Annotated in this window: 17 protein-coding genes; all 17 read right to left on the reverse strand. The window is 71.3% G+C overall.

Annotated features, from left to right (window positions below):
- Window positions 1-112: 112 nt before the first annotated feature.
- Window positions 113-1,237, reverse strand: a complete 1,125-nt coding sequence (locus B5F84_RS05530) for an aminopeptidase P family protein (RefSeq protein ID WP_087321691.1) — start codon at window positions 1,235-1,237, stop codon at window positions 113-115.
- A 46-nt stretch (window positions 1,238-1,283) separates the two neighbouring features.
- A complete protein-coding gene (locus B5F84_RS05535) occupies window positions 1,284-2,399 on the reverse strand; it encodes a hypothetical protein (protein ID WP_087321692.1) in 1,116 nt (371 codons plus the stop codon).
- A complete protein-coding gene (locus tag B5F84_RS05540; protein ID WP_087321694.1) occupies window positions 2,396-2,944 on the reverse strand; it encodes a shikimate kinase in 549 nt (182 codons plus the stop codon). Before B5F84_RS05540 ends, B5F84_RS05535 begins: the two co-directional genes overlap by 4 nt.
- 58 nt (window positions 2,945-3,002) lie before the next feature.
- Window positions 3,003-3,509, reverse strand: coding sequence for a YqeG family HAD IIIA-type phosphatase (locus B5F84_RS05545; protein ID WP_087321696.1), 507 nt, complete (start codon window positions 3,507-3,509; stop codon window positions 3,003-3,005).
- An 8-nt stretch (window positions 3,510-3,517) separates the two neighbouring features.
- On the reverse strand, window positions 3,518-4,684 hold the full coding sequence (gene mltG, locus B5F84_RS05550; protein WP_239378274.1) for an endolytic transglycosylase MltG: 1,167 nt from the start codon (window positions 4,682-4,684) through the stop codon (window positions 3,518-3,520).
- A 108-nt stretch (window positions 4,685-4,792) separates the two neighbouring features.
- Entirely contained in the window at window positions 4,793-5,206 is a 414-nt protein-coding gene (gene ruvX / locus B5F84_RS05555; RefSeq protein ID WP_087321701.1) for a Holliday junction resolvase RuvX, read from the reverse strand.
- Window positions 5,206-7,866, reverse strand: a complete 2,661-nt coding sequence (alaS, locus tag B5F84_RS05560; RefSeq protein ID WP_087321703.1) for an alanine--tRNA ligase — start codon at window positions 7,864-7,866, stop codon at window positions 5,206-5,208. The genes ruvX and alaS overlap by 1 nt, the downstream gene beginning before the upstream one ends.
- A gap of 147 nt (window positions 7,867-8,013) precedes the next feature.
- A complete protein-coding gene (locus B5F84_RS05565) occupies window positions 8,014-9,306 on the reverse strand; it encodes an AI-2E family transporter (protein WP_087321705.1) in 1,293 nt (430 codons plus the stop codon).
- 40 nt (window positions 9,307-9,346) lie between these two features.
- On the reverse strand, window positions 9,347-10,171 hold the full coding sequence (locus tag B5F84_RS05570) for a SigB/SigF/SigG family RNA polymerase sigma factor (protein WP_087321803.1): 825 nt from the start codon (window positions 10,169-10,171) through the stop codon (window positions 9,347-9,349).
- Entirely contained in the window at window positions 10,161-10,529 is a 369-nt protein-coding gene (locus B5F84_RS05575; protein WP_087321707.1) for a hypothetical protein, read from the reverse strand. Before B5F84_RS05575 ends, B5F84_RS05570 begins: the two co-directional genes overlap by 11 nt.
- The gene (locus B5F84_RS05580; RefSeq protein WP_087321709.1) at window positions 10,526-11,095 is read right to left on the reverse strand and encodes a hypothetical protein; all 570 of its coding nucleotides are present in this window, start codon (window positions 11,093-11,095) and stop codon (window positions 10,526-10,528) included. Before B5F84_RS05580 ends, B5F84_RS05575 begins: the two co-directional genes overlap by 4 nt.
- Before the next feature lie 59 nt (window positions 11,096-11,154).
- Complete coding sequence (locus tag B5F84_RS05585) at window positions 11,155-12,534, reverse strand: replication-associated recombination protein A (RefSeq protein WP_087321711.1); 1,380 nt, start codon at window positions 12,532-12,534, stop codon at window positions 11,155-11,157.
- A 155-nt stretch (window positions 12,535-12,689) separates the two neighbouring features.
- Window positions 12,690-12,827, reverse strand: a complete 138-nt coding sequence (locus tag B5F84_RS09575) for a hypothetical protein (protein ID WP_158094495.1) — start codon at window positions 12,825-12,827, stop codon at window positions 12,690-12,692.
- A gap of 66 nt (window positions 12,828-12,893) precedes the next feature.
- Window positions 12,894-13,901 (reverse strand): alpha/beta hydrolase, encoded by a 1,008-nt coding sequence (locus B5F84_RS05590; RefSeq protein ID WP_087321712.1) that lies wholly within the window; start codon window positions 13,899-13,901, stop codon window positions 12,894-12,896.
- 391 nt (window positions 13,902-14,292) lie between these two features.
- Complete coding sequence (locus B5F84_RS05595; protein WP_087321714.1) at window positions 14,293-15,540, reverse strand: HD domain-containing protein; 1,248 nt, start codon at window positions 15,538-15,540, stop codon at window positions 14,293-14,295.
- Between the two features lie 11 nt (window positions 15,541-15,551).
- Window positions 15,552-16,928 (reverse strand): hypothetical protein, encoded by a 1,377-nt coding sequence (locus B5F84_RS05600; RefSeq protein WP_087321716.1) that lies wholly within the window; start codon window positions 16,926-16,928, stop codon window positions 15,552-15,554.
- Between the two features lie 511 nt (window positions 16,929-17,439).
- Window positions 17,440-19,248 (reverse strand): GNAT family N-acetyltransferase, encoded by a 1,809-nt coding sequence (locus B5F84_RS05605; RefSeq protein ID WP_087321718.1) that lies wholly within the window; start codon window positions 19,246-19,248, stop codon window positions 17,440-17,442.
- Between the last annotated feature and the right edge of the window lies 1 nt (window position 19,249).

Raw genomic sequence — 19,249 nt, forward strand, 5'->3', positions numbered from 1 at the left:
GGTATTTTAGCACCGCCCGTGCGTCTGCGCGCGTTCTTCACGAGACGCGGGGCGCGACGCAGGGCGAGACGCGGGGCGCGACGCAGGGCGAGACGCGGGGCGCGGCGGCGCGCTAGTTGCCCACGACCACAAGCTCGTGGGTGGAGCGGGTGAAGGGCTCGAAGCCCCCCTCCGTCACGAGGCCAAAGTCCTCGAGGCGGATTCCAAAGCGCCCCGGCAGGTAGATGCCCGGCTCGATGGTGACGACCGAGCCCGCGGGCACCGGGCGGTCCCAGCCGCGGTTGAAGTTGGGCCGCTCGTGGATCTCAAGGCCCACGCCGTGCCCAAGGCCGTGCTTGAAGTAGTCGCCGTAGCCCGCCTCGGTGATGACGTCGACCGCAACCGCGTGGACGTCGCGCCCCACCACGCCCGCGTGCACGGCGGCCGCGCACGCCTCGTGGGCGCGGCGCACCACGTCGTAGACCGCGCGCTGCTCGGCGCTGGCCTCGCAGACCGCCACGGTGCGCGTCATGTCGGAGTGGTAGTCGTGGTAGAGCGCGCCGTAGTCCATGACGACGAGGTCCCCGCGCTGGACCACGGAGGGCCCGGGCTGCGCGTGAGGGTTCGCCCCGTTGGGGCCCGTGGCGACGATCGTGCCAAAGGAGAGGCCGTCGGCGCCGTGCGAGAGCATGAAGTTCTCCAGCTCCACGCGAATCTCCTGCTCGGTCAGGCCCGGCCGGATGAAGCCGCAGATGTGCTCGAAGGCGGCGTCGGTCACCTCCTGGGCACGACGCATGAGCTCGACCTCCTCGCTGTCCTTGACCGAGCGCAGGTCGCAGAGGTCGCCGTGCAGGCGCGGCGTGAGGCAGGCCACGGAGGCCGCGGCGCACGCCGCGTTGAAGGCGTCAAAGAACGCGAGGTCGCAGGTGTCCTCCACGGCGACCACGCGGGCGCGCGCCTCGGCCACGCGCGCGGCCGCCCAGGCGGCGGGCGCCACAAGCTCCTGGTCGATCTCCCAGGCGCAGTCGGCCCCCAGGCGCTCGACGAAGGTGTTGTAGTAGCGCGAGTCCGTGTGGAGCCACAGGCGCTCGGGCGTCACCACGGCCGTGTGGGCCACCTCGTCGTCGAAGGTGCGCTCGGCCCCCGTGAGCCAGCGCAGGTCGGGGTTGTTGCGTAGGATGACGGCGTCATAGCCGCGCTCTGCCATGAGGGCGCGGAAGCGCTCGACGCGTCCCGCGCATGCCTTGCTGTCTGCCATGTTCGCTCCTTTTGACACAAAACTGACGAGAAGAACCTCGGGTCGCTCACGCGCTCCGCGCGGCGCACCACGCGCCCAGGTGCTCGACGAGCTCCTCGTCGGTCACCGTGGCCGGGCGCACGCGGCCGATCGCGCGCGGAATGGCCATCATGAAGCGGTTGGTGCGCCGGAACCGCTCGGCGCGCAGCGCCGCCACGAGCTCGCCCGCGTCCACGGGAAGCTCGGTCGTCCCCACCCCCAGCCGCTCGAGCAGCTCGTCCTGCGCGAGCATGTCGTCGATCGAGAGCACCCCTTGCGCGACGGCGAGGCGCGCCGCGACGCGCAGGCCGTCGGCGAGCGCGGCGGACGCGGGGGCCGCGCCGGCGGTCACCGCGCGCAGGGCGCGGGCAAAGTCCTGCCCGTAGGAGATGGACTGGCGCGTGGCCACGGCGTTAGAGGAGACCACCCGGCCGCGGCTCTTCACGGTGTCCATGAGCTGGGTGAGCAGGGCGACAGGCTCGCCCGCCGCAACGTCGTCGGCGGCGTCCCAGAGCCGCTCGAAGGCCTTGGCGCTGTCCGCCATCGCCGAGGCGACCATGAGCGCGAACGCCAGGCGCGTCTCCTCCCTGCCCGGGTCGGCGCCGATGAGCTCGAGGTCGATGAGCGAGAAGCGCGCGGCGCCGTCGTGCGAGACCATGCGCGGCAGCCCCGGCAGGTCGAGGGCGCGCGGGCTCGGGCCCGCCACGAGCGCGCTCACCACGTCGGTCGGGACCTCGGCAAGCGACACGCCCCCGCACCAGGACGCGCACGCGAAGGACGCCACGGAGAGCGTCTCGAGCCCGCCCACGGCGACCACGAGGTCGTCCGCGGTGATGTCGCGCTCGGCGAGAAGGACGTCGAGCGCCTCGACGCGGGCCAGGTCGCAGCCGCCCTCGGGCATCTCGAGCGCGCGGACCTCGAAGCCCTGGTCGGAGAGGTCGCGGCGGAACTCCTCGACAGGGGCGGGAGCAGCCCCGGGCTCGCACACGAGCGCGCAGGCGTGCGGGCGCCCCACGAGCGAGCGGAGGTCGTGCGCGGCGTGGTCGAGCATCCCCGACCCGCCCCGGACGTCCATCGAGCCGCTCCGGAGCGTGACCCACTGGCGCTGCGGTCGAATCTCGGGCGTGACGGCAGGCTCGCTCATAGCAGGCCCCTTTCCCAGAGCAGCTGGCCGGCCTCGTGGGCCACCTGCTCGAACGACTTGGCTCTGATGTCTATGGTGAGGTCCGCCGCCGCCTCGTAGAGCGGGCGCCGGTGGCGGTAGACCTCGGCGGCGTGCTCGGCCGTCCCCAGGTCGGGGCGACGCTCGGGGCAGCGGATCTGGCGCAGGGAGTCCTCGAGGTCTCCGTCCAGAAAGACGACCGTGCCCATCTCGTGCATGAGCGCGCAGTTCTCCGAGCGCTCCACGATCCCGCCGCCGCAGCTCACGAGCAGCGACTTGCGGGCCGCAAGGCGCCTGAGCTCGCGGGTCTCGGCGTCGCGGAACGCCGCCTCGCCGTCCTCGGCGAAGGCGCGCGCGACGGACTTGCCGAGCGCCCGCTCGACGAGACGGTCGGTGTCGACGTGGGGGCGGTGGAAGAGGCTCCCGAGGTTGCGGGCGAGCGTCGACTTGCCCGCCCCGAGAAACCCCACGAAGAAGAGGTGGTCGCACCCCTCGTGAACGACGTATCCCCCGCCCTGCGCCTGCACCGAACCTCCCCCTGAGCCTGTACCGCACACGATTCTAGCAGTCTCAGGCGAAGTTTCCTCAGGGACGCTCGCCCCGGAAGGTGACCCCGCGCAGGGCCAGGCGCTCGAAGACGCGGAAGACGTGCGTGTACCAGAGGTCGCTTCTCGACTGCGGGCGCACGAGGACCGAGCGGACCCCGGCGAGGTTGGCCGCGAGGACGTCGGTGAAGACCTGGTCGCCGACCATGACCGTCTGCGCGGGCGTGGCGCCCAGCAGGCGCATGGCGCGCCGGAGCGCGAAGGGCGCGGGCTTCATCGCGTGGTCGACCGCGCGGACGTCAAGCTCGCGCGCGGTGCGCTCGACCTGGGTCGAGTGGAAGTTGTTTGACACGAGGCAGAGCTCGAGCCCTGCCGCGCGGGCGCGCGCGAGCCAGGCGCGCACCTCGTCCGGAGCGGCGGCGGCGTCACGCGGGACGCAGGTGTTGTCGCGGTCCAGAAGGACCAGGCGGACGCCCTCCCCCACGAGCTCGTCGACGTCAACGAGCGGGAGCGAGGCCACGTAGCGAGTGGCGGTGAGAAGTCCCATCGACGCCCCTACGAGTAGGCCTGCTGGTGCTGGTCGTACGTCTCGGAGAACTGCTCGGTGTCCTGCGTGATGTAGAAGTACAGGAAGCTGGTGTCCGCAGGGCTCGCGGCGGCCTCGAGCGAGGCGAGGCTCGGCGAGCAGACCGGCGTCGGCGTGAGGCCGTCGATCTTGTAGGTGTTGTAGGGGACGTCGAGCGAGTTGATCTCCTCCGCGGTCGCGGCGCGGCCAAGGTAGTAGGTGAGCGTGGCGTCGCTCTCGAGGCGCATCCCGTCGCGCAGGCGATTGTAGAAGACCGAGGCGACCTTGGGGCGCTGCTCGTCGGTCACGGCCTCGCGCTCCACGATCGACGCCATCGTGACGACGTCGTACTCGCTCAGCTCGATGCCGTAGCGCTCGGAGAGGCTCGCGGCGGCTCCCGCGAGGTCGAGCGGGGCGACCTCGGCCTGGAACTGGTCGAGCATCGCGCGGATAACCTCGTCGGCGCTCGGCTGCTCGCTCTCAAAGGAGTAGGTCTTGGGGAAGAGGAACCCCTCGAGCGAGTCGTCGGCCGCGCCCGAGAGGAACGCGAAGTCAGAGGCGTACGTCGAGGCCTTCGCCTGGGCGAGAAACTCGTCCGCGGGGATGCCGAGCGCCTGCTCGACGGCGTCGGCCGTCTGCGAGACCGTGTAGCCCTCCGGGATCGTCACCTTGGCCGAGGCGTTGGGGCCCGTGGTGAGGAGCTCCAAGATGACGGAGAGGTCGTCGCCCGTCGTCAGGGTGTAGCTGCCGCTCTTGAGGCTCTGCTCGGCGTTGGTGCGGCGGGCCTGGGCGAGAAACTCGCTCTTGCTCGCTATGACGCCGGCGTCGAAGAGCTCGTCGGCCACGGCGGCGGCGCCCGCCCCCTCCGGGATGGTGATGGTGACCTGGTTGCCCTTGACGACCTCCTGGGTGCCGTCGCTGGCCGGAGCGGCCGTGAGGGCCGGCACCACCACAAGGACGACGGCGGCCACCGCGGCCACGGCGAGCAGCGCCAGGACCACGAGCGGGGCGCGGCTCTTCCCGCCGCCCGGGCCGCCGCGCCTCACCGTGCGCGTGGTCGCGCGCTGGGTCGCGGCCGCCGTGCGGCCGGAGACCCGGCCGTCCCGCAGGGTCGTCCGCGGCGTCGCCCCCTTCGGGGCCGCCGGCAAAGGCGCCATCGTATCGTCGATGCTCCCGGTCTGCCCGGCGCGCGGGGCTTCGGACGCGCCCCCAAAGTGGCTGGCGCGACGGGGGTTCCTGCTGTCGGGTGTGGCCATGTTGCCCTCTCAGGTATGCCTGGCGTCGAGCCAGGACTGCAAGAACAGGCTCGCGGCGACCATGTCGACCTTGCCGCGCATGGAGCGCTCGCTGAGCCCCTGTTCTCTCAGGATACGCTTGGCCTCGGCCGAGGAGAGCCGCTCGTCGGCAAACTCCAACGGAAGTCCGCAGTTTGCCGCTATCGATTCAGCCTGCTTCTTGATACGCTCGGCCTGAGGGCCGTCCTCCCCTGCCAGCGTCTGGGGCCGCCCGGCGAGAAGAACCTCGGGCTCCCAGTCCTCAAGGACGCGGCGGAAGCTCCGCGCGTGGGCCATGACCTCGGCCGCGGGGAGCACGCAGACCGGCGAGGCCACGCGCGCGTCGGGGTCGCTCACCGCGATCCCGACGCGCACCTCGCCGATGTCGAGCGCGAGGACCCGCACTAGATGCCGAGCGCCGCGCGGGCGGCGTCGAGGGCCGCGTCGATGCCGGAGGGGTCGGAGCCGCCGGCCTGGGCCATGGCGGGCTTGCCGCCGCCGCGGCCGCCCACGAGGCCCGCGATGTCCTTGATGATGGCGCCGGCCGCAAAGCCATGCTCGACCGCGCCGTCGGTGCCGCCGGCGAGCAGGGCGACCTTGCCGTCGGAGGTGGCCGAGGCAATCACGCAGGCGACGGGCTCGCCGCCCGCGGCGTCGCGGATGCCGTCCCAGGCGGAGCGCATCTCCTTGCCGGAGAGGCCGTCGAGCCGCGCGACGACGACCTTGTAGCCGTCGAGCTGGACCGCGCCCTTGTAGGCATCGGCGACCTTGCCGGCGCCGGCACCGGTCGTGGCGGCCTCGAGGGCCTTGCGCGTCTCGCGGAGCTCCGACTGCAGCGCCTCGACGCGCGCCGCCACGTCGTCCGGGCGGCACTTGAGCTCGCGGGCCACCTCGTCGAGGGCAAGCAGCCGCTCGTCGACGTACTCGATCGCGCCCATCGAGGTCACGGCCTCGATGCGGCGGGCGTTGGAGCCCACAGAGCCCTCGGAGACGATCTTGAAGAGGCCGAGGTCGGCGGTGTTCCTCGCGTGCGTGCCGCCGCAGAGCTCGCGCGAGAAGGGCGTCTCGGACTCGCCGGTGGAGACCACGCGCACCACGTCGCCGTACTTCTCGCCAAAGAGGGCGACGGCGCCGGAGGCCTTGGCCTCGTCGATGCCCATGACGCGGGTGACGATGGGCTCGGCGGCAAAGATCTCGGCGTTGACCATGCCCTCGATGCGGGCGAGCTCGTCGGCCGTCACGGCCTCGAAGTGCGTGAAGTCAAAGCGCAGGCGGTCGGGGGCCACGAGGGAGCCGGCCTGGCTCACGTGCTCGCCGAGGACCTTCTTGAGGGCGGCGTCGAGCAGGTGCGTGGCGGTGTGGTTGCGACGGATGAGCTCGCGGCGGCCGGCGTCGATCGTCGCCGTGACGGCGTCGCCCACGCAGAGCGCGCCCTCCTCGACGGTGCCCACGTGCACGGAGAGCCCGCCCTTGGCCCGGGTGTCCGTCACGTGGAAAAGTGCCTGTCCCTTTTCCACGCGGCCGGTGTCGCCGACCTGGCCGCCCATCTCGGCGTAGAACGGCGTGACGTCGAGGACCACCTCGACCTCGTCGCCCTTCTCGGCGCGCTCCACCTGCTCGCCGCCCGCCACGATCGCGAGCACGCGCGCGGCGGCCTCGTTCTGCTCGTAGCCGCAGAACTCCGTCGCCGGCAGCTGGTCGGAGAGCGCGGTCCAGACGTCGTTGAAGGTGCCCCAGGCGTCGCGGTTGGCGCTCGCGCGGGCGCGCTCGCGCTGCTCGGTCATGCAGGCGTCGAAGGCGTCCATGTCAACGGCCACGCCGCGGGCCTCGCAGATCTCGCGGGTGAGGTCGATGGGGAAGCCGTAGGTGTCGTGCAGCTTGAAGGCAACCTCGCCGGGCAGCTCCGCGCCCTCGGCGAGCGCGTCGAGCTCGGCGGCCAGGCTCTCCTCGCCCGCGTCGAGCGTGGCGCCGAAGCGCTCCTCCTCGGCGCGCACGATGCCGTCGATGAGCGCGTGACTCTCCTGGATGGCCGGGTAGTTTCCGCCCATGAGCTCGCAGATCTTGTCGACGTAGGCGCCCAGGAACGAGCCCTCGATGCCCATGAGGCGGCCGTGGTAGACCGCACGGCGCAGGAGCCGTCGCAGCACGTAGCCGCGGCCCTCGTTGCCCGGCAGGATGCCGTCGCCGATCATGAACGTGACGGCGCGGGCGTGGTCGGCAACGATCCGGAGGGAGCGGTCATGGGCGGCGTCGGTGCCGTAGGCGTGGCCAGAGAGGCCCTCCCCCACCGCGATGAGGCCCCGCAGGAGGTCGCCGTCGTAGTTGGTGCCCTTGTGCTGCATGATCGCCGCGATGCGCTCGAGGCCCATGCCGGTGTCGATGTTGCGGTGCGGCAGCTCCGGCATGGAGCCGTCCTCCTGGCGGTCGTACTGAGTGAAGACGAGGTTCCAGAACTCGAGGTAGCGGTCGCAGTCGTCGCAGCCGGGGCCGCAGTGCTCGCCGCCGCAGCCGAACTCCTCGCCCTGGTCGAAGTAGATCTCCGAGCACGGGCCGCAGGGCCCGGTGGGGCCGGCGGCCCAGAAGTTGTCCTTCTCGCCGAGGCGGGAGATGTGGTCGTAGGGGACGCCCTGGGCGTGCCAGAGCTCGATGGCCTCGTCGTCGTCCTCGAAGACGGTCATGTAGAGGCGCTCGGGCGGAAGGCCCAGGTGCTCGGGGCTCGTGATGAAGTCGTAGGCCCAGGCGATGGCGTCGGCCTTGGAGTAGCCGCCAAAGGAGAAGTTGCCGAGCATCTCGAAGAACGAGAGGTGCGTGGCGTCGCCGATGTTGTCGATGTCGTTGGTGCGCAGGCACTTCTGGCAGGAGCAGGCGCCGATCTCGGCCATGGTCTTGGTGCCCTGGTAGTACTCCTTGAACTGGTTCATGCCGGCGTTGGTGAGCAGAAGCGACGGGTCGTCGGGCACGAGCGACGAGGACGGGTAGAGCTTGCAGCCCTTGGCCTCGAAGAAGCGCAGGAAGTCCTCGCGGATCTCGGCGGTGGTCATGGTCTTGTAGTCAGCGGCGCTCATATGTCTCCCTCAGTCGGGTCCCTGGCGATTCAACCGACTTAGTATAGCGCGAGCGCCCCGCGACGCGGGAAGGGAGACGCTTTTCACCATCGCACGTCAATGAAAGCCCCTAGGGCACGGGACCGGGGCCGGGGGCAGGGGCCCGCCTCAGGGCTGGGACGGGGCGTCCTCCTTCTTCTCGCCGGCCGGCTCCCCCTCGGGCGCGCTGTGCAGGCGCGAGAGGCCCGCGAGCAGGCGGGAGCGCTCGATGAAGGTGTCGTCATCGAGGGCGTCGAAGGTCGGCTGCGGGCGACCGTCGGCGTCGTTGAAGGGGGTGCTGCCAAAGAGCGCGCCCTCCGCCGAGACGAGCTGGCGGCCGGTGCGGGTCTCGAAGTAGTAGACGAAGAGCCCCCTGATCGCCGCCGTGAGCGGAACCGCGAGCACCATGCCCACGGCGCCGCCCAGGCAGCCGCCGATGATGATGCCCACGAGCGAGAGCGCCGGGTGGATCTTCACCGCCGAGCGCATGACGAGCGGCGAGAGCACGTTGTCGGTGACGTTTTGCGCCACCACCGTGACCACGAGCGTCCAGAACGCGCAGGCCGGGCTCACAAAGAGGCCCAAAAGGACCGCGGAGACCGAGGAGAGCATGGGGCCCACCACGGGGACGAAGTGCAGCACGAAGGTGGCGATGCCGAGAAGCCCGGCGTAGGGGTGGCCGAGCAGCGCGAGGCCGGCCGCCACCATGAGGCCGTTGGCGAGCGACGTGATGAGGGTCCCGCGCATGTAGCCGCCCGTGGAGCGCGAGAGCACGGCGAGGGTGAGGATCATCCCCTCGTCGTAGTCGGGGCCCGCTATGACGGCGAGCTCGCGCATGATCTTGGGATAGTCGAGTGCGAGCCAGTACGCAAGGACCAGGCCGAGAAACACCGTCACGAAGTGGCCCGCCACGTCGGCGAGACCGCCGGCGAGGCCCGTCGAGAGCGTTCGGGCAAGGTCGGAGGCCACCTGGGTCCCGGCGGAGGTGAGCATCTCGACCACCGCGTTGACGGCCTCCTGGACGCCCGCGTTGCGCGAGTTGCCGAACGTGTCCCAGAAGGTGGAGAGGGCGTCCTGGAGCTGGCTCACGTAGCCGGGGACGCTGCGCAGAAGCGACAGCAGCTCGCCCACGACCGGCCCCATGAACAGCGCGACGAGCGCGATCACCGCCGCGACGACGGCGAGCAGGGCCGCGAGCGCGGCAAGGCCGCGCGGGACGCGGCGCTCCTCGAGGCGGTTCACCACGGGGCTGCACACAAAGCCGACGATGGTGCCCACGAGCAGGAGCTCGACGGCCTGGCCCACGAGCGCGAGCCCGCGCACCGCCAGCACGAAGAGCACGACGGCGCCCACGAGCGCCCACGCGACCACCAGGCGCAGGCGCCACTTCTCGAGGCGGGCCGCCTGAGGCTTCTCTGACATCTGCCTACCTTCCCGGGGCGGCCTGCGCCGCGCCCTCAGCTCACGACGCGAGGCCGTCGGGCTCGATCTTGTCCTGGATGCGCCGGAGCGTGCGACGGAGCAGGCGCGAGACCTGCACCTGCGAGATTCCCAGACGCTCGGCGATCTCCACCTGCGTGAGGCCCTCGGTGAAGCGCATGCGGATGACGTCGCGCTCGCGCGGCGAGAAGTCCTGGATGGCCTGCTCGAGCACCATGCGGTCGTCCGAGGACGCGAGGTCGGCGTCCTCGGTGGCGTAGTGGTCGATGACCGCGGGGGCCTCGTCGTCGTCCCCCGACCCGCCGCCCTCGAGCGGCACCGAGCTGTAGGCGCTCGAGGACTCCATGGCCTCGAGGACCTCGTCGACGGTAGAGCCCAGGTACTCGGCGATCTCGGCCACCGAGGGGCTGCGCTGCAGGCGGTTGGTGAGCTCGTCGGTGGCCTGGTTGACCTTGGCGGAGAGCTCCTGGAGGCGCCGCGGCACGCGGACGCTCCAGCCCTTGTCGCGGAAGTGGCGCTTGATCTCGCCCATGATCGTGGGCGTGGCGTAGGTGGTGAACTCAAGCCCCCGGGACGGGTCGAAGCGGTCGATCGCCTTGATGAGGCCGATCGTCCCCACCTGGACGAGGTCGTCGATGGACTCGCCGCGGTTCTTGAACTTGGAGGCGAGGAAGCGCACGAGGTTGAGGTGGTTCACGATGAGCTGGTCGCGCGCCTCGGCGTCGCCCTGCTCCTTGAAGCGCCGGAAGAGCTCGCGGGTGCGGTCCTTGTCCCAGGCCGCACGCCCCGAGGACGCCCGGCGGGCCGCGCGGGCGGCGGCGCGCTCGGGGGAGCCGCTACTCGTCATCTGGCGCACCCGCCCGCTTCTCAAGGTGCAGGCGACGCCCGTCCTCGGAGACCTGGAACACGTCGCAGACGGCCCCGAGCAGGACCTCCACGAGGTCGATCGAGGCGTCCTCGGGCTCGGCCTCGCCGAGCGCGAATTCCATCGCCATCCCCGCGCCCGAGAGCGTAAAGGCCACCTCGACGGCAGACGGCGCCGTGGCGCACGCGTAGACGAAGCCCTCCTCGGCGATCATGTGGACGTCCTCGACGTCGTCCACGGACATGTCACAGCACACGGCGAGCGTAGACGCCATCATCCGCACGGAACGCGCGAACCCTGGCTCGGCGGGGACGCTCAGCGTGACGTTCTTCTCGCTCATTGGTGCTCCTTGGTCGGGGCGGCGTCCGCCTGGACGTCGTCGGTCTGGTTGGACGGGGCGTCTGCGGGCGCGGCGACCTCGGTGTAGTCGACGTAGCGGCAGGGGGCCTCCTCGCGGGGCGCGGGCTCGGCGGAGACCTCGCCCTCGAGCTTGGCGGAGGGGGCGGGCGGGCGCGACCCCGTGATGCGGGAGACCACGCTCGCCACGCCGGAGACGGCGCTCTCGGCCGCGTGGCTCACGGCACCGGTCACGCTCGAGGCCGCCCCGGAGACCGAGGAGACGTCCTCGAGGATGGCGTTCAGGCTGCCGAGGGAGGCGTCGGCCGCGTCAAGGGTGCCGCCCGCCTTCCTGAGCAGCGGCGTGACCTCCTTGACGGCGGGCTCGAGCTCGTCGGCCATGCCGTCGAGCTTGGCCACGACGGGCTGTGCCTGCTCGATGACCTCCTGGGCGGAGGCGGTGAGGCGCTCCGCGTCGCGGCGGGCGTGGCGCAGCGTGACGGCAAGCTCGACGACGGCCCACACGGCCGCGACGACAAGGATCAGGACAGCGATGTCAAGGTAGCTCATGGCGCCCTCCTCAGGCGTGGCGTTTCTGGAGCGGGGCGCGGGGCCCGACTCCCCTCATTCTACCCAACGGGCGCGTCTTCTTGCCCTCGCCCGCCGGCGCCGGCCCCTCCCGGGGCGGGCGAGGCCGCCTCGGCGATGTCGCGCCCGATGGCCTCCTGGCGCCAGGCCTCCCAGCCGCGCGGGCTCGCCTGGTAGAAGCACCCGCGCTCGAGCCCCTCGGGGAGGTAGCGCTGGGGGACCCAGCCCGCAGGGTAGTTGTGCGGGTAGAGGTAGGGGCCGTACTCGTCGGACCCCGGGCGGTGGCGGTCCCTCAGGTGGCTCGGCACCTCGCGGCGCGGGCCCGAGCGGACCTCCTCGAGGGCGGCGTCGATGCCGGCCTCGGCGGCGTTGGACTTGGGCGCGAGCGCCAGATAGGTGGCGGCCTGCGCCAGGTTGATGCGGCACTCCGGCATGCCGATGACCTCCGTGGCCCGGAAGGCCGCGTGCGCCACGAGCAGGGCCTGCGGGTCGGCGTTGCCGATGTCCTCGGAGGCGCAGATCATGATGCGGCGCGCAATGAACTTGGGGTCCTCGCCGGCGTCGAGCATCCGAGCAAGCCAGTAGAGCACGGCGTCGGGGTCCGAGCCGCGCATGGACTTGATGAAGGCCGAGATGACGTCGTAGTGCATGTCGCCGGCCTTGTCGTAGGGCAGGCCCCGGCGGGGGTTGGCCTCCCGGACGTGGGCGACCTCGATCGTGGCGGGCCCCTCGGCCCCGGGGTCGAGGTCCACCATCTGGGAGGCGAGCTCGAGGGAGGTGAGGGCGGCCCGGCCGTCCCCGCCCGCGAGGCGCACGACCTCCTCCTCCGCGTCCGGCGAGAGCCGGAAGCGCCCGGCCAGGCCCTCGGGGGCGGCAAGGGCGCGCTCGAGAAGGACGCGCACGGAGGCGTCGTCGAGCGCGGAGAGCTCGACGACGCGGCTGCGGGAGATGAGGGCGGAGTTGACCTCGAAGTAGGGGTTCTCGGTCGTCGCGCCCACGAGGACCACGGTGCGGTCCTCCACGGCATGGAGCAGCGCGTCCTGCTGGCTGCGGTTGAAGCGGTGGATCTCGTCCACGAAGAGGATGGTGCGGCGGCCCAGGCTGAGCAGTCGGCTCTGCGCGGCCTCGATCTCGCGGCGCAGGTCCTTGACGGTCCCCGTGACGGCCGAGACCTCGACGAACTCGGCATGGGTGGTGTGGGCCACGATCCGCGCGAGCGTGGTCTTGCCGGTGCCCGCCGGCCCGTAGAGGATGACCGACGAGAGCGTGTCGTGCTCGATCGCGCGCCTGAGCCAGCTGCCCGGGCCCACGGCCCGGTCCTGGCCGACGAATCCGTCGAGCGTGGTGGGCCGCATGCGGGCGGCGAGCGGCGCGTTGTCCATGCGGCGCGCGGTCTCGATGCGAGTGAACAAGGTATCCATGGGAACGATTGTACGCCATCGCGCGCAGGACGGTGCGCCGGCAATCCGCGGTCGCGGCATGGTGGAATTGGGTATACTTCGCCATACACGGCAAAGCCCGTCGTGTAAACCTTCCTACGGGCGGCGCTGTGATTTGGTTAAGGGGCTAGCTGCAACTAGCCCCTATCCCTCCTCTCGCGTTCCATCCGCCATCGCCTATACCGGTCGCGAAGGCCGAGTGCACGCTCGGCCACGAGCAGCGCCGTTGAGACGACGCTCAGTATGTGCTGAAGCAGCTCGAAGAACTGTTCCATGGGCAGCCTTTTCACGCGCAAAACCCGCACGGCGGGCCTTGGGCAAACGGAGCGCGTGAGACGTGCCTAGGACAGGTGCCTCTCGAGGAAGGCGTCCACGGTCTCCCAGTAGAGCTCGGGGTCGGTGCTCGCGGCAAGGCCGTGCCCGGCGCCGGGGACGACGAGCTTCTCCTTCTCCTGGCTGCCGCACGCCTCGAAGTTCTTCTCGAGCATCGAGAAGGGCACGAAGGTGTCGGCGTCACCGTGGATGAAGAGCATGGGAACCCGCGCGCGCCGGAGGCTCTCCGTGGCGCAGACGTCCTCGAAGGCGTAGCCCGCGCGCAGCTGGCAGACGAGGTCGGCGGCGTTCAGGATCGGGAAGCTCGGGAGGCCGAAGACGTTCTCCAGCTGAACGGAGAACTCCTCCCAGAGGCTCGAGTAGCCGCAGTCCTCCACGATGATGCGGACGCTCTCCGAGAGCCCGGGCAGACCGGACGCCTGCATGACCTCGGCACCTCCCATGGAGACGCCGAAGAGCACGATGCGGGCGTCGGGGTCCTTGGCCACGAGGTCGTCGATCCAGCCGAGAAGGTCCTCCGCGTCGCCGCCGCCCATCTGGATGAGGCCGGCGTCGACGTTGCGCTCGTGGCCGCGCGCGGCCGGGGCGAGCACGCTCATCCCCATCTGCGCGAAGTGGTAGGCGTACTTGGCGTTGTCGGAGGGGCGGCCCGTGTAGCCGTGGCAGAGCACGGCCCAGGTGTGGCCGTCCGCGTAGGGGCCCTCCGCGGCGCCGGGGAGCTCCCAGCCCAGAAGCTCCGTGCCGTCCTCGGCCACGTGGCTCACGCTGCGGCACGTGGCCTCGAACCAGTCCGCAGCCTCGGCGGCGTAGGCCTCGTCGAGCTTGGGCGCCTCGCCGTAGTCGAGCCCGTCGACCTCCTCGGCACCCATGGAGTTGGACATCGAGACCTCGGCGTACGGGTTGAGGGCAAAGTCCACAAGGAAGTTGCCCGCAAGGCCCAGCGCCCCGACCAGCACGACCACCAGCACGGCCGCCACCACCGCCACGATTCTCTTGGTCCTTCTCGCGAGCGCCATGCGCCCCCTTTCGTCATAGTCACATGGCGCGCAATTCTAGCACTACATGTTGACGGAGCAACAACTTTACGGAGCCGCGGGCGTCGGAGGCTCGGCGGCGACCCCCGGCGGGGCCCCGACGACGGCCTCTCAGGGCGCACGCCTCCGACGGGTACGTACACCCGCGCTGGTTACGCGCACTTTCGGCGGGTACGTACACGAGAAAAGGTCCTTCTCGGCACGGCGTTTTACATTTGCACAGGTAGATGACTTGTAACCCCATGTACGTACCCGGTCGGAGTGTACGTATCCGGCCGGAGTGTACGTATCCGGCCGGAGTGTACGTATCCGGCCGGAGTGTACGTATCCGACCGGAGTGTACGTAACCGGAAGGGGCCGAAGCCTCCGCGCCCTACGGGCGAACGCCGGCCGAGAAGTACCCGCGGCTCGGGAAGAGCTCCGCCGCGTGGGGGAAGAGCGCCTCGCAGGTGGCGACGAAGTAGTCGTCGGTCATCGAGGAGATGAAGTCGACGACGGTCTGGTCCGGGTCGCGCTCCCAGTCGTAGGTGCGGCCGTAGTGCGCGAGGCGCCGCTCGGTCGGCGCCACGTGGTGCGCGAAGATCGCCGCGGACTCGTCGCCGGCCGCAAGCGCCGCGAGCTCGTGCTCGTAGAGGGCCGAGAAGAGCTCGCGGACCTCGGCGGAGAAGTCCCCGTTGACCTCGCCCGCGCCGTAGATCTTCTCGTAGTTCTCGCGCTTGGCGCGGCGCATCTCGGCAAAGCCCTCCGGGCTCATCTCGATGTGGTCGCGGCCCACGCTGTGCTCCACGACGTCGGCCACGAAGGCGGAGAGCGCCCAGGCGTTGTAGGCGCCGCCGAGGCCGTCGTCGAAGGTCTCCTCGGAGCAGAGGCCGGCGCGGATGGCGTCCTGGCGGTCCTTGCCCACGTAGGCGATGATGTCGGAGACGCGCACCACGCAGCCCTCGAGCGTCATGGGGCGCAGGTGCGCGATGGCCTCGGCCCCGCGCTCCCAGCACGACTCCACCACGCGGTCGAAGGTGTCGAACTCCGCAAGCCCGCTCGTCTCGAAGACCTGCTGCTCGAACTCGCCGTTGTGGCAGAGGGCGCCGTCGAGGGCCTGGAGGCTCACGTTGCGCCCGGCGAGCGCGTCCACCACGCGCACGCTCTGGACGTTGTGGAAGAACCAGCGACCCGTGCGCTCGTGGTAGACGTCGGAGAGGAAACGCTCGCCGGCGTGGCCGAAGGGCGTGTGGCCGAGGTCGTGCGAAAGCGCGATGGCCTCGATGAGGTCGAGGTTGAGCCCCAGGGCACGCCCGATGTCGCGGGCCACGCGGGCCACGAGCTGCACGTGCAGGCCACGCCGCGCGAGGTCGTCGTTGGCGCGGAACGAGAAGACCTGGGTCTTGCCCGCGAGGCGGTTGTAGGCCGGAAGGTGCACGATCTTCTCGGCATCGCGCACGAAGGCCGGGCGGACGCAGGTGTCGCGGTCCCGCTCGCAGTCGTCCCGGCGAATCGCCGAGGCCTCGCGGCACGCGAAGGGAGAGAGCTCCCCCGACGCGACGCGCTCCGCCACGGCGACGGTGGCCTCTTTCGAGAGGGTGCCGCCCAGTCCCGGCGCGAGACGGTTGGTCGCCGCGGCCATGCGCGCCTCCCCTACTCGTTGACGACGAGGCAGCCCCGGTTGAGGCGGTGCCCCCACCTGCCCATCACGCCCGAGAAGCCGCTGCGCGCGTACACGCCGCCGAACTTTCCGCGGAAGAGGTAGAGGCCGAGCACGTTGCCGGCCATGACGGGCGTCGAGGCCTCCTCGCCCGCGCCGCCCACGATGAGCGGCGTCTCGTAGGAGTGCGTGAGACGCTCCACGATGCCGCCCTCCTCGCAGCAGGCGAGAAGAACGCGCCACCACTCGTCGCGGTCCACGCGGTCCACGCCGGCCACGGCCTCGGGGGCGCGATAGGCGCCGGCGGGGCGCACGAGCCACTCGTCCTGCTCGGCGAGGTAGCGGTTGATGTCGCTGCCGCGCTCGAGGACGTGGGCCTCGGGGACGTGGGCGCGCACGAAGGCGAGCTCGGCCGGGTCGAGCACGGACTCGATGGCCTCGGAGTTGAGCACGGGGAAGAGCGCGTTGGTGGAGACCGGCCAGGTGCGGAAGCCACCGATCAGGCAGACGAGACCGCGACGGGCCGCCTCCTCGAGGGCGTCGACGCCTGGGCAGGGCTTCTCGAGCATCTCGCCCACCAGGGCGCGGCGGTACACGCAGGCGATGGGGCCCTCGCCGTCCACGAGGCGCCGCACGCCGGCGGCCTCCTCGATGCGCAGGTCGCGGATGTCCACGAAGCGCGCGTAGACGCCCTCGTCGGCCATGCGCTCGATGAGGTCGTCGAGCTCATGGCTCGTGGCGCTCTCGGCGTAGTCGACGATGCCCACGACGGGGTGCTCCGGGTGGTGGGTGCCCTCGTCGGCGTTGGCCCAGGACTGGTAGGTCTCGCGCAGGGCGCAGATCACGCCCTCCGCGATGTCGAAGGTCTCGATGGAGCGGTGACGCTCGGAGAAGCGGCGGTAGGCCTCGGAGCGCTGGATGGCACGCGTCACGTCGACCGAGGCGGTCACGCCAAGGGCGCTGTCCGTGGACACGCCGGCAAAGCGGAAGTCGCCGGTCTCCTCGTTGAAGAGCACGTCAATGCGGGCAAAGGGGATGAGCTCGTCGTAGCCCGTGGGCACGAGGGCAAGCTCCTCGGCGCGCGCCGGAAGGTGGAAGAGGGCGCGGAAGTCGGGGTCCTTGAGGAAGCGGGCGGTCACCTTCTGGAGGATGCGCCCCATGGTCTCGGCCGCGTCGGTCAGGATGCCCAGCTCGGCGGGGCCAAAGATCTTGGGCGTGAGCGCCCAGGTGACGGTGTCGTCGCTGCCCACGATCGGATGGGAGGCGTCGAGGTACGACTCGCCCGCAGCCCGGCCCTCGGCATCACCCCCCAGGTCCCGCACGATATCGCAGAACTCGCCCTCGAGCGCGCGACTCCTCAGATTGCTCATGATGACTCCTGTTCATAGGAGGGTATGTCGTTTCGGCGAGCGGGCCAGCTGGCCCGGCACGCGGCGAGCATTGTAGGTGTTAGCTGCGAAAAGCGCAAATTTTCCTGCAAATATACCTGAATTGTGAACCCCCCGTGGAGCGTGGTCACGGAGGGTGGGGCGGGCTGCCGAGGATGCAGGTGGGCGGGCGCAATAACATGCAAATCTTGCCTCCAACCTGAAAAAACCGGCCTGAGGGCGCAAGATTTGCATGTTATTGCGTCACGGCGCTCCGAGGCCCCGTGCGTCGGCGGAAACGGCCGCGCTGCCAGAAGCCCCGCCGAATGCGCGCCCTCCCGCGCGCGTCGGGCGATTTTGGCGCGCACTCGTCAATTGTTCTGTCCAACCGGACACGAATCTCGCCCACTGCGCGCAGGGCAGCGCGCACTCGGCGCGATTCCGCTCCCCCAGGCGCGACGCAACAGAACCGTCCCGGGCGCACCCCGCGCCCCACACCCAACGAGCCCCGCCGTCAGGACACGAACCACAGCTGGTCGGCAGGGCGCACCTCAAACCCCATCCGGCGCTCCAGGGCAAGCGACGCCCCGTTGTCGGGCCAGACCGCGGCCCACGGGGTCATCCCCTGCGCCAGCTGCGCGGAGACCTTGGCCGCGGTGAGCGCGGTCCCCCACCCCTCCCGGCGGTGCCCCTCGAAGACCTCGAGCATGCCCATCGAGCCGTCCGCGTGCTCCCCCACAAAGCCCACGATGCGCCCGTCCTCAAAGCCGCCGAGAAACGCCCCGCGCGCGAGCGCCGCCTCGAGCTCGCCGGGGGCCAGGTACTCCGGGTGGGAGTAGCGCTCGCGGACCACGCCCGCATAGGCCGGCGTGAGCGCGCGGATATCGAGCCCGGCGCGCGCCTTGGGGGCGCCGCCCCGCCACACGACGGCGTGACAGCCGCGAACGTGCCCGCCGGTCAGGCGCGCCACGTCGCGGGCCAGCGCGCGGTCGCCGCAGACGCAGGTCACGCCACCTGCGGGCCCAAAGCACGCGAGGGCCTCCCGGACGAGCCGCCTCTCGGTCCCCGCCACGATCCGCGAGCCGTCCGCAAGCTCCGCCACGACGGCGCCGCGCCGGGCGAGAAGAACCTCGCCGAGGCCGCGCCCCAGGCACTCCGCCAGCGGAAACGCCCGCTCGCCGAGACGGCGCGCCACCTTGAGCGCGCGGGCGCGGCGCTCGGGGGCGGGCTCGGCCGTGGCGTCCATCACGAAGGCGAGTCGCTCGGCCATGAGCTCCTGGCCCGCCGGCCCCGGGTGGCCGGAGCCGTCGGCGAGAAGCGTCGCGAGGTCGCCGTCCCCCAGGAGCGCCGCGCCGTTCACGAGGCGCATCTGAGGGTGGCGGGCCACCGCGTCACGGATGATGCCGTCGATCGCCGCGGCGCAGCTCAGGGGGTGGGTGGGATAGACGTCCTCGGTGTGCGCGGGGCACGTGAGGACCCACGTGGGCACGTCGGGGAAGATCTCGGCGACCTCCGCGAGGTAGGCGCGGACCTCGCGCTCAACGCGCGAGGCCTGGCAGGGCTCGTAGCGGTAGTTCTCGCCAAACTCCACCACCACCGCGCCCGCGTCCGCGCGGCCCGCAAGGCCGGCGACCGTCCCCGGCTGAAAGACCTGCCCGCCGATGCCCTGGTTGAGCAGGTCGAGGTCGAGGTGGCGCGCGAGGCGCGCGGGCCAGCTGAGACCGGGGTCGCAGGCCACGAAGCCCTGTGCGATGGAGTCGCCGAGCACCACGAGCGCGCGGCGCTCAGGCACGGGCTCGAGGTAGGTGCCGTCCGCGACCACGTGCCGCACCGAGCAGGCCGTCAGGCAGGGCAGCCAGATGCGCACGCGATGGGGCTCCCCCATCCCGGGGAGCCGCAGCATGCCGGGCCCGGGCGCGGAGGCCGGGTCGTCCACGACCCACGTGACGAGGTTCTTCTCGTCAGGGAGAAGAACCTCGAGGTGGCGATCGTCGACGTCGGCCGAGAGGCCGTCGAGGGGCGGCCGCGGGCCGCCCGGGTGGCGCGCGACGTCGGCCAGGACCGCCTCGGCGCCCCGCGGCGTGGGCTCGAGCCTCACCTCGAGGCTCACGCGCGTGGCGTCGGTGTCAAACGCGAGGCACACGCCCGCGGACGAGGCCGCGAGCGAGCGGTAGAGCCCGGGGTGCCAGGCGCGCACGCTGCCCACCGCGCGCAGCTGCGCCGGGGTGAGTCGGGTCGGGCGCTGCCATCCCTCGCCCTCCGGCACGGTGCCCAGGGCCCCCTGCAGGAGGGGCGCGGCGTCGCGGACGATCTCGGCCGGCATG

This window comes from Olsenella sp. An290 (assembly GCF_002159535.1).
GTDB lineage: Bacteria > Actinomycetota > Coriobacteriia > Coriobacteriales > Atopobiaceae > Thermophilibacter.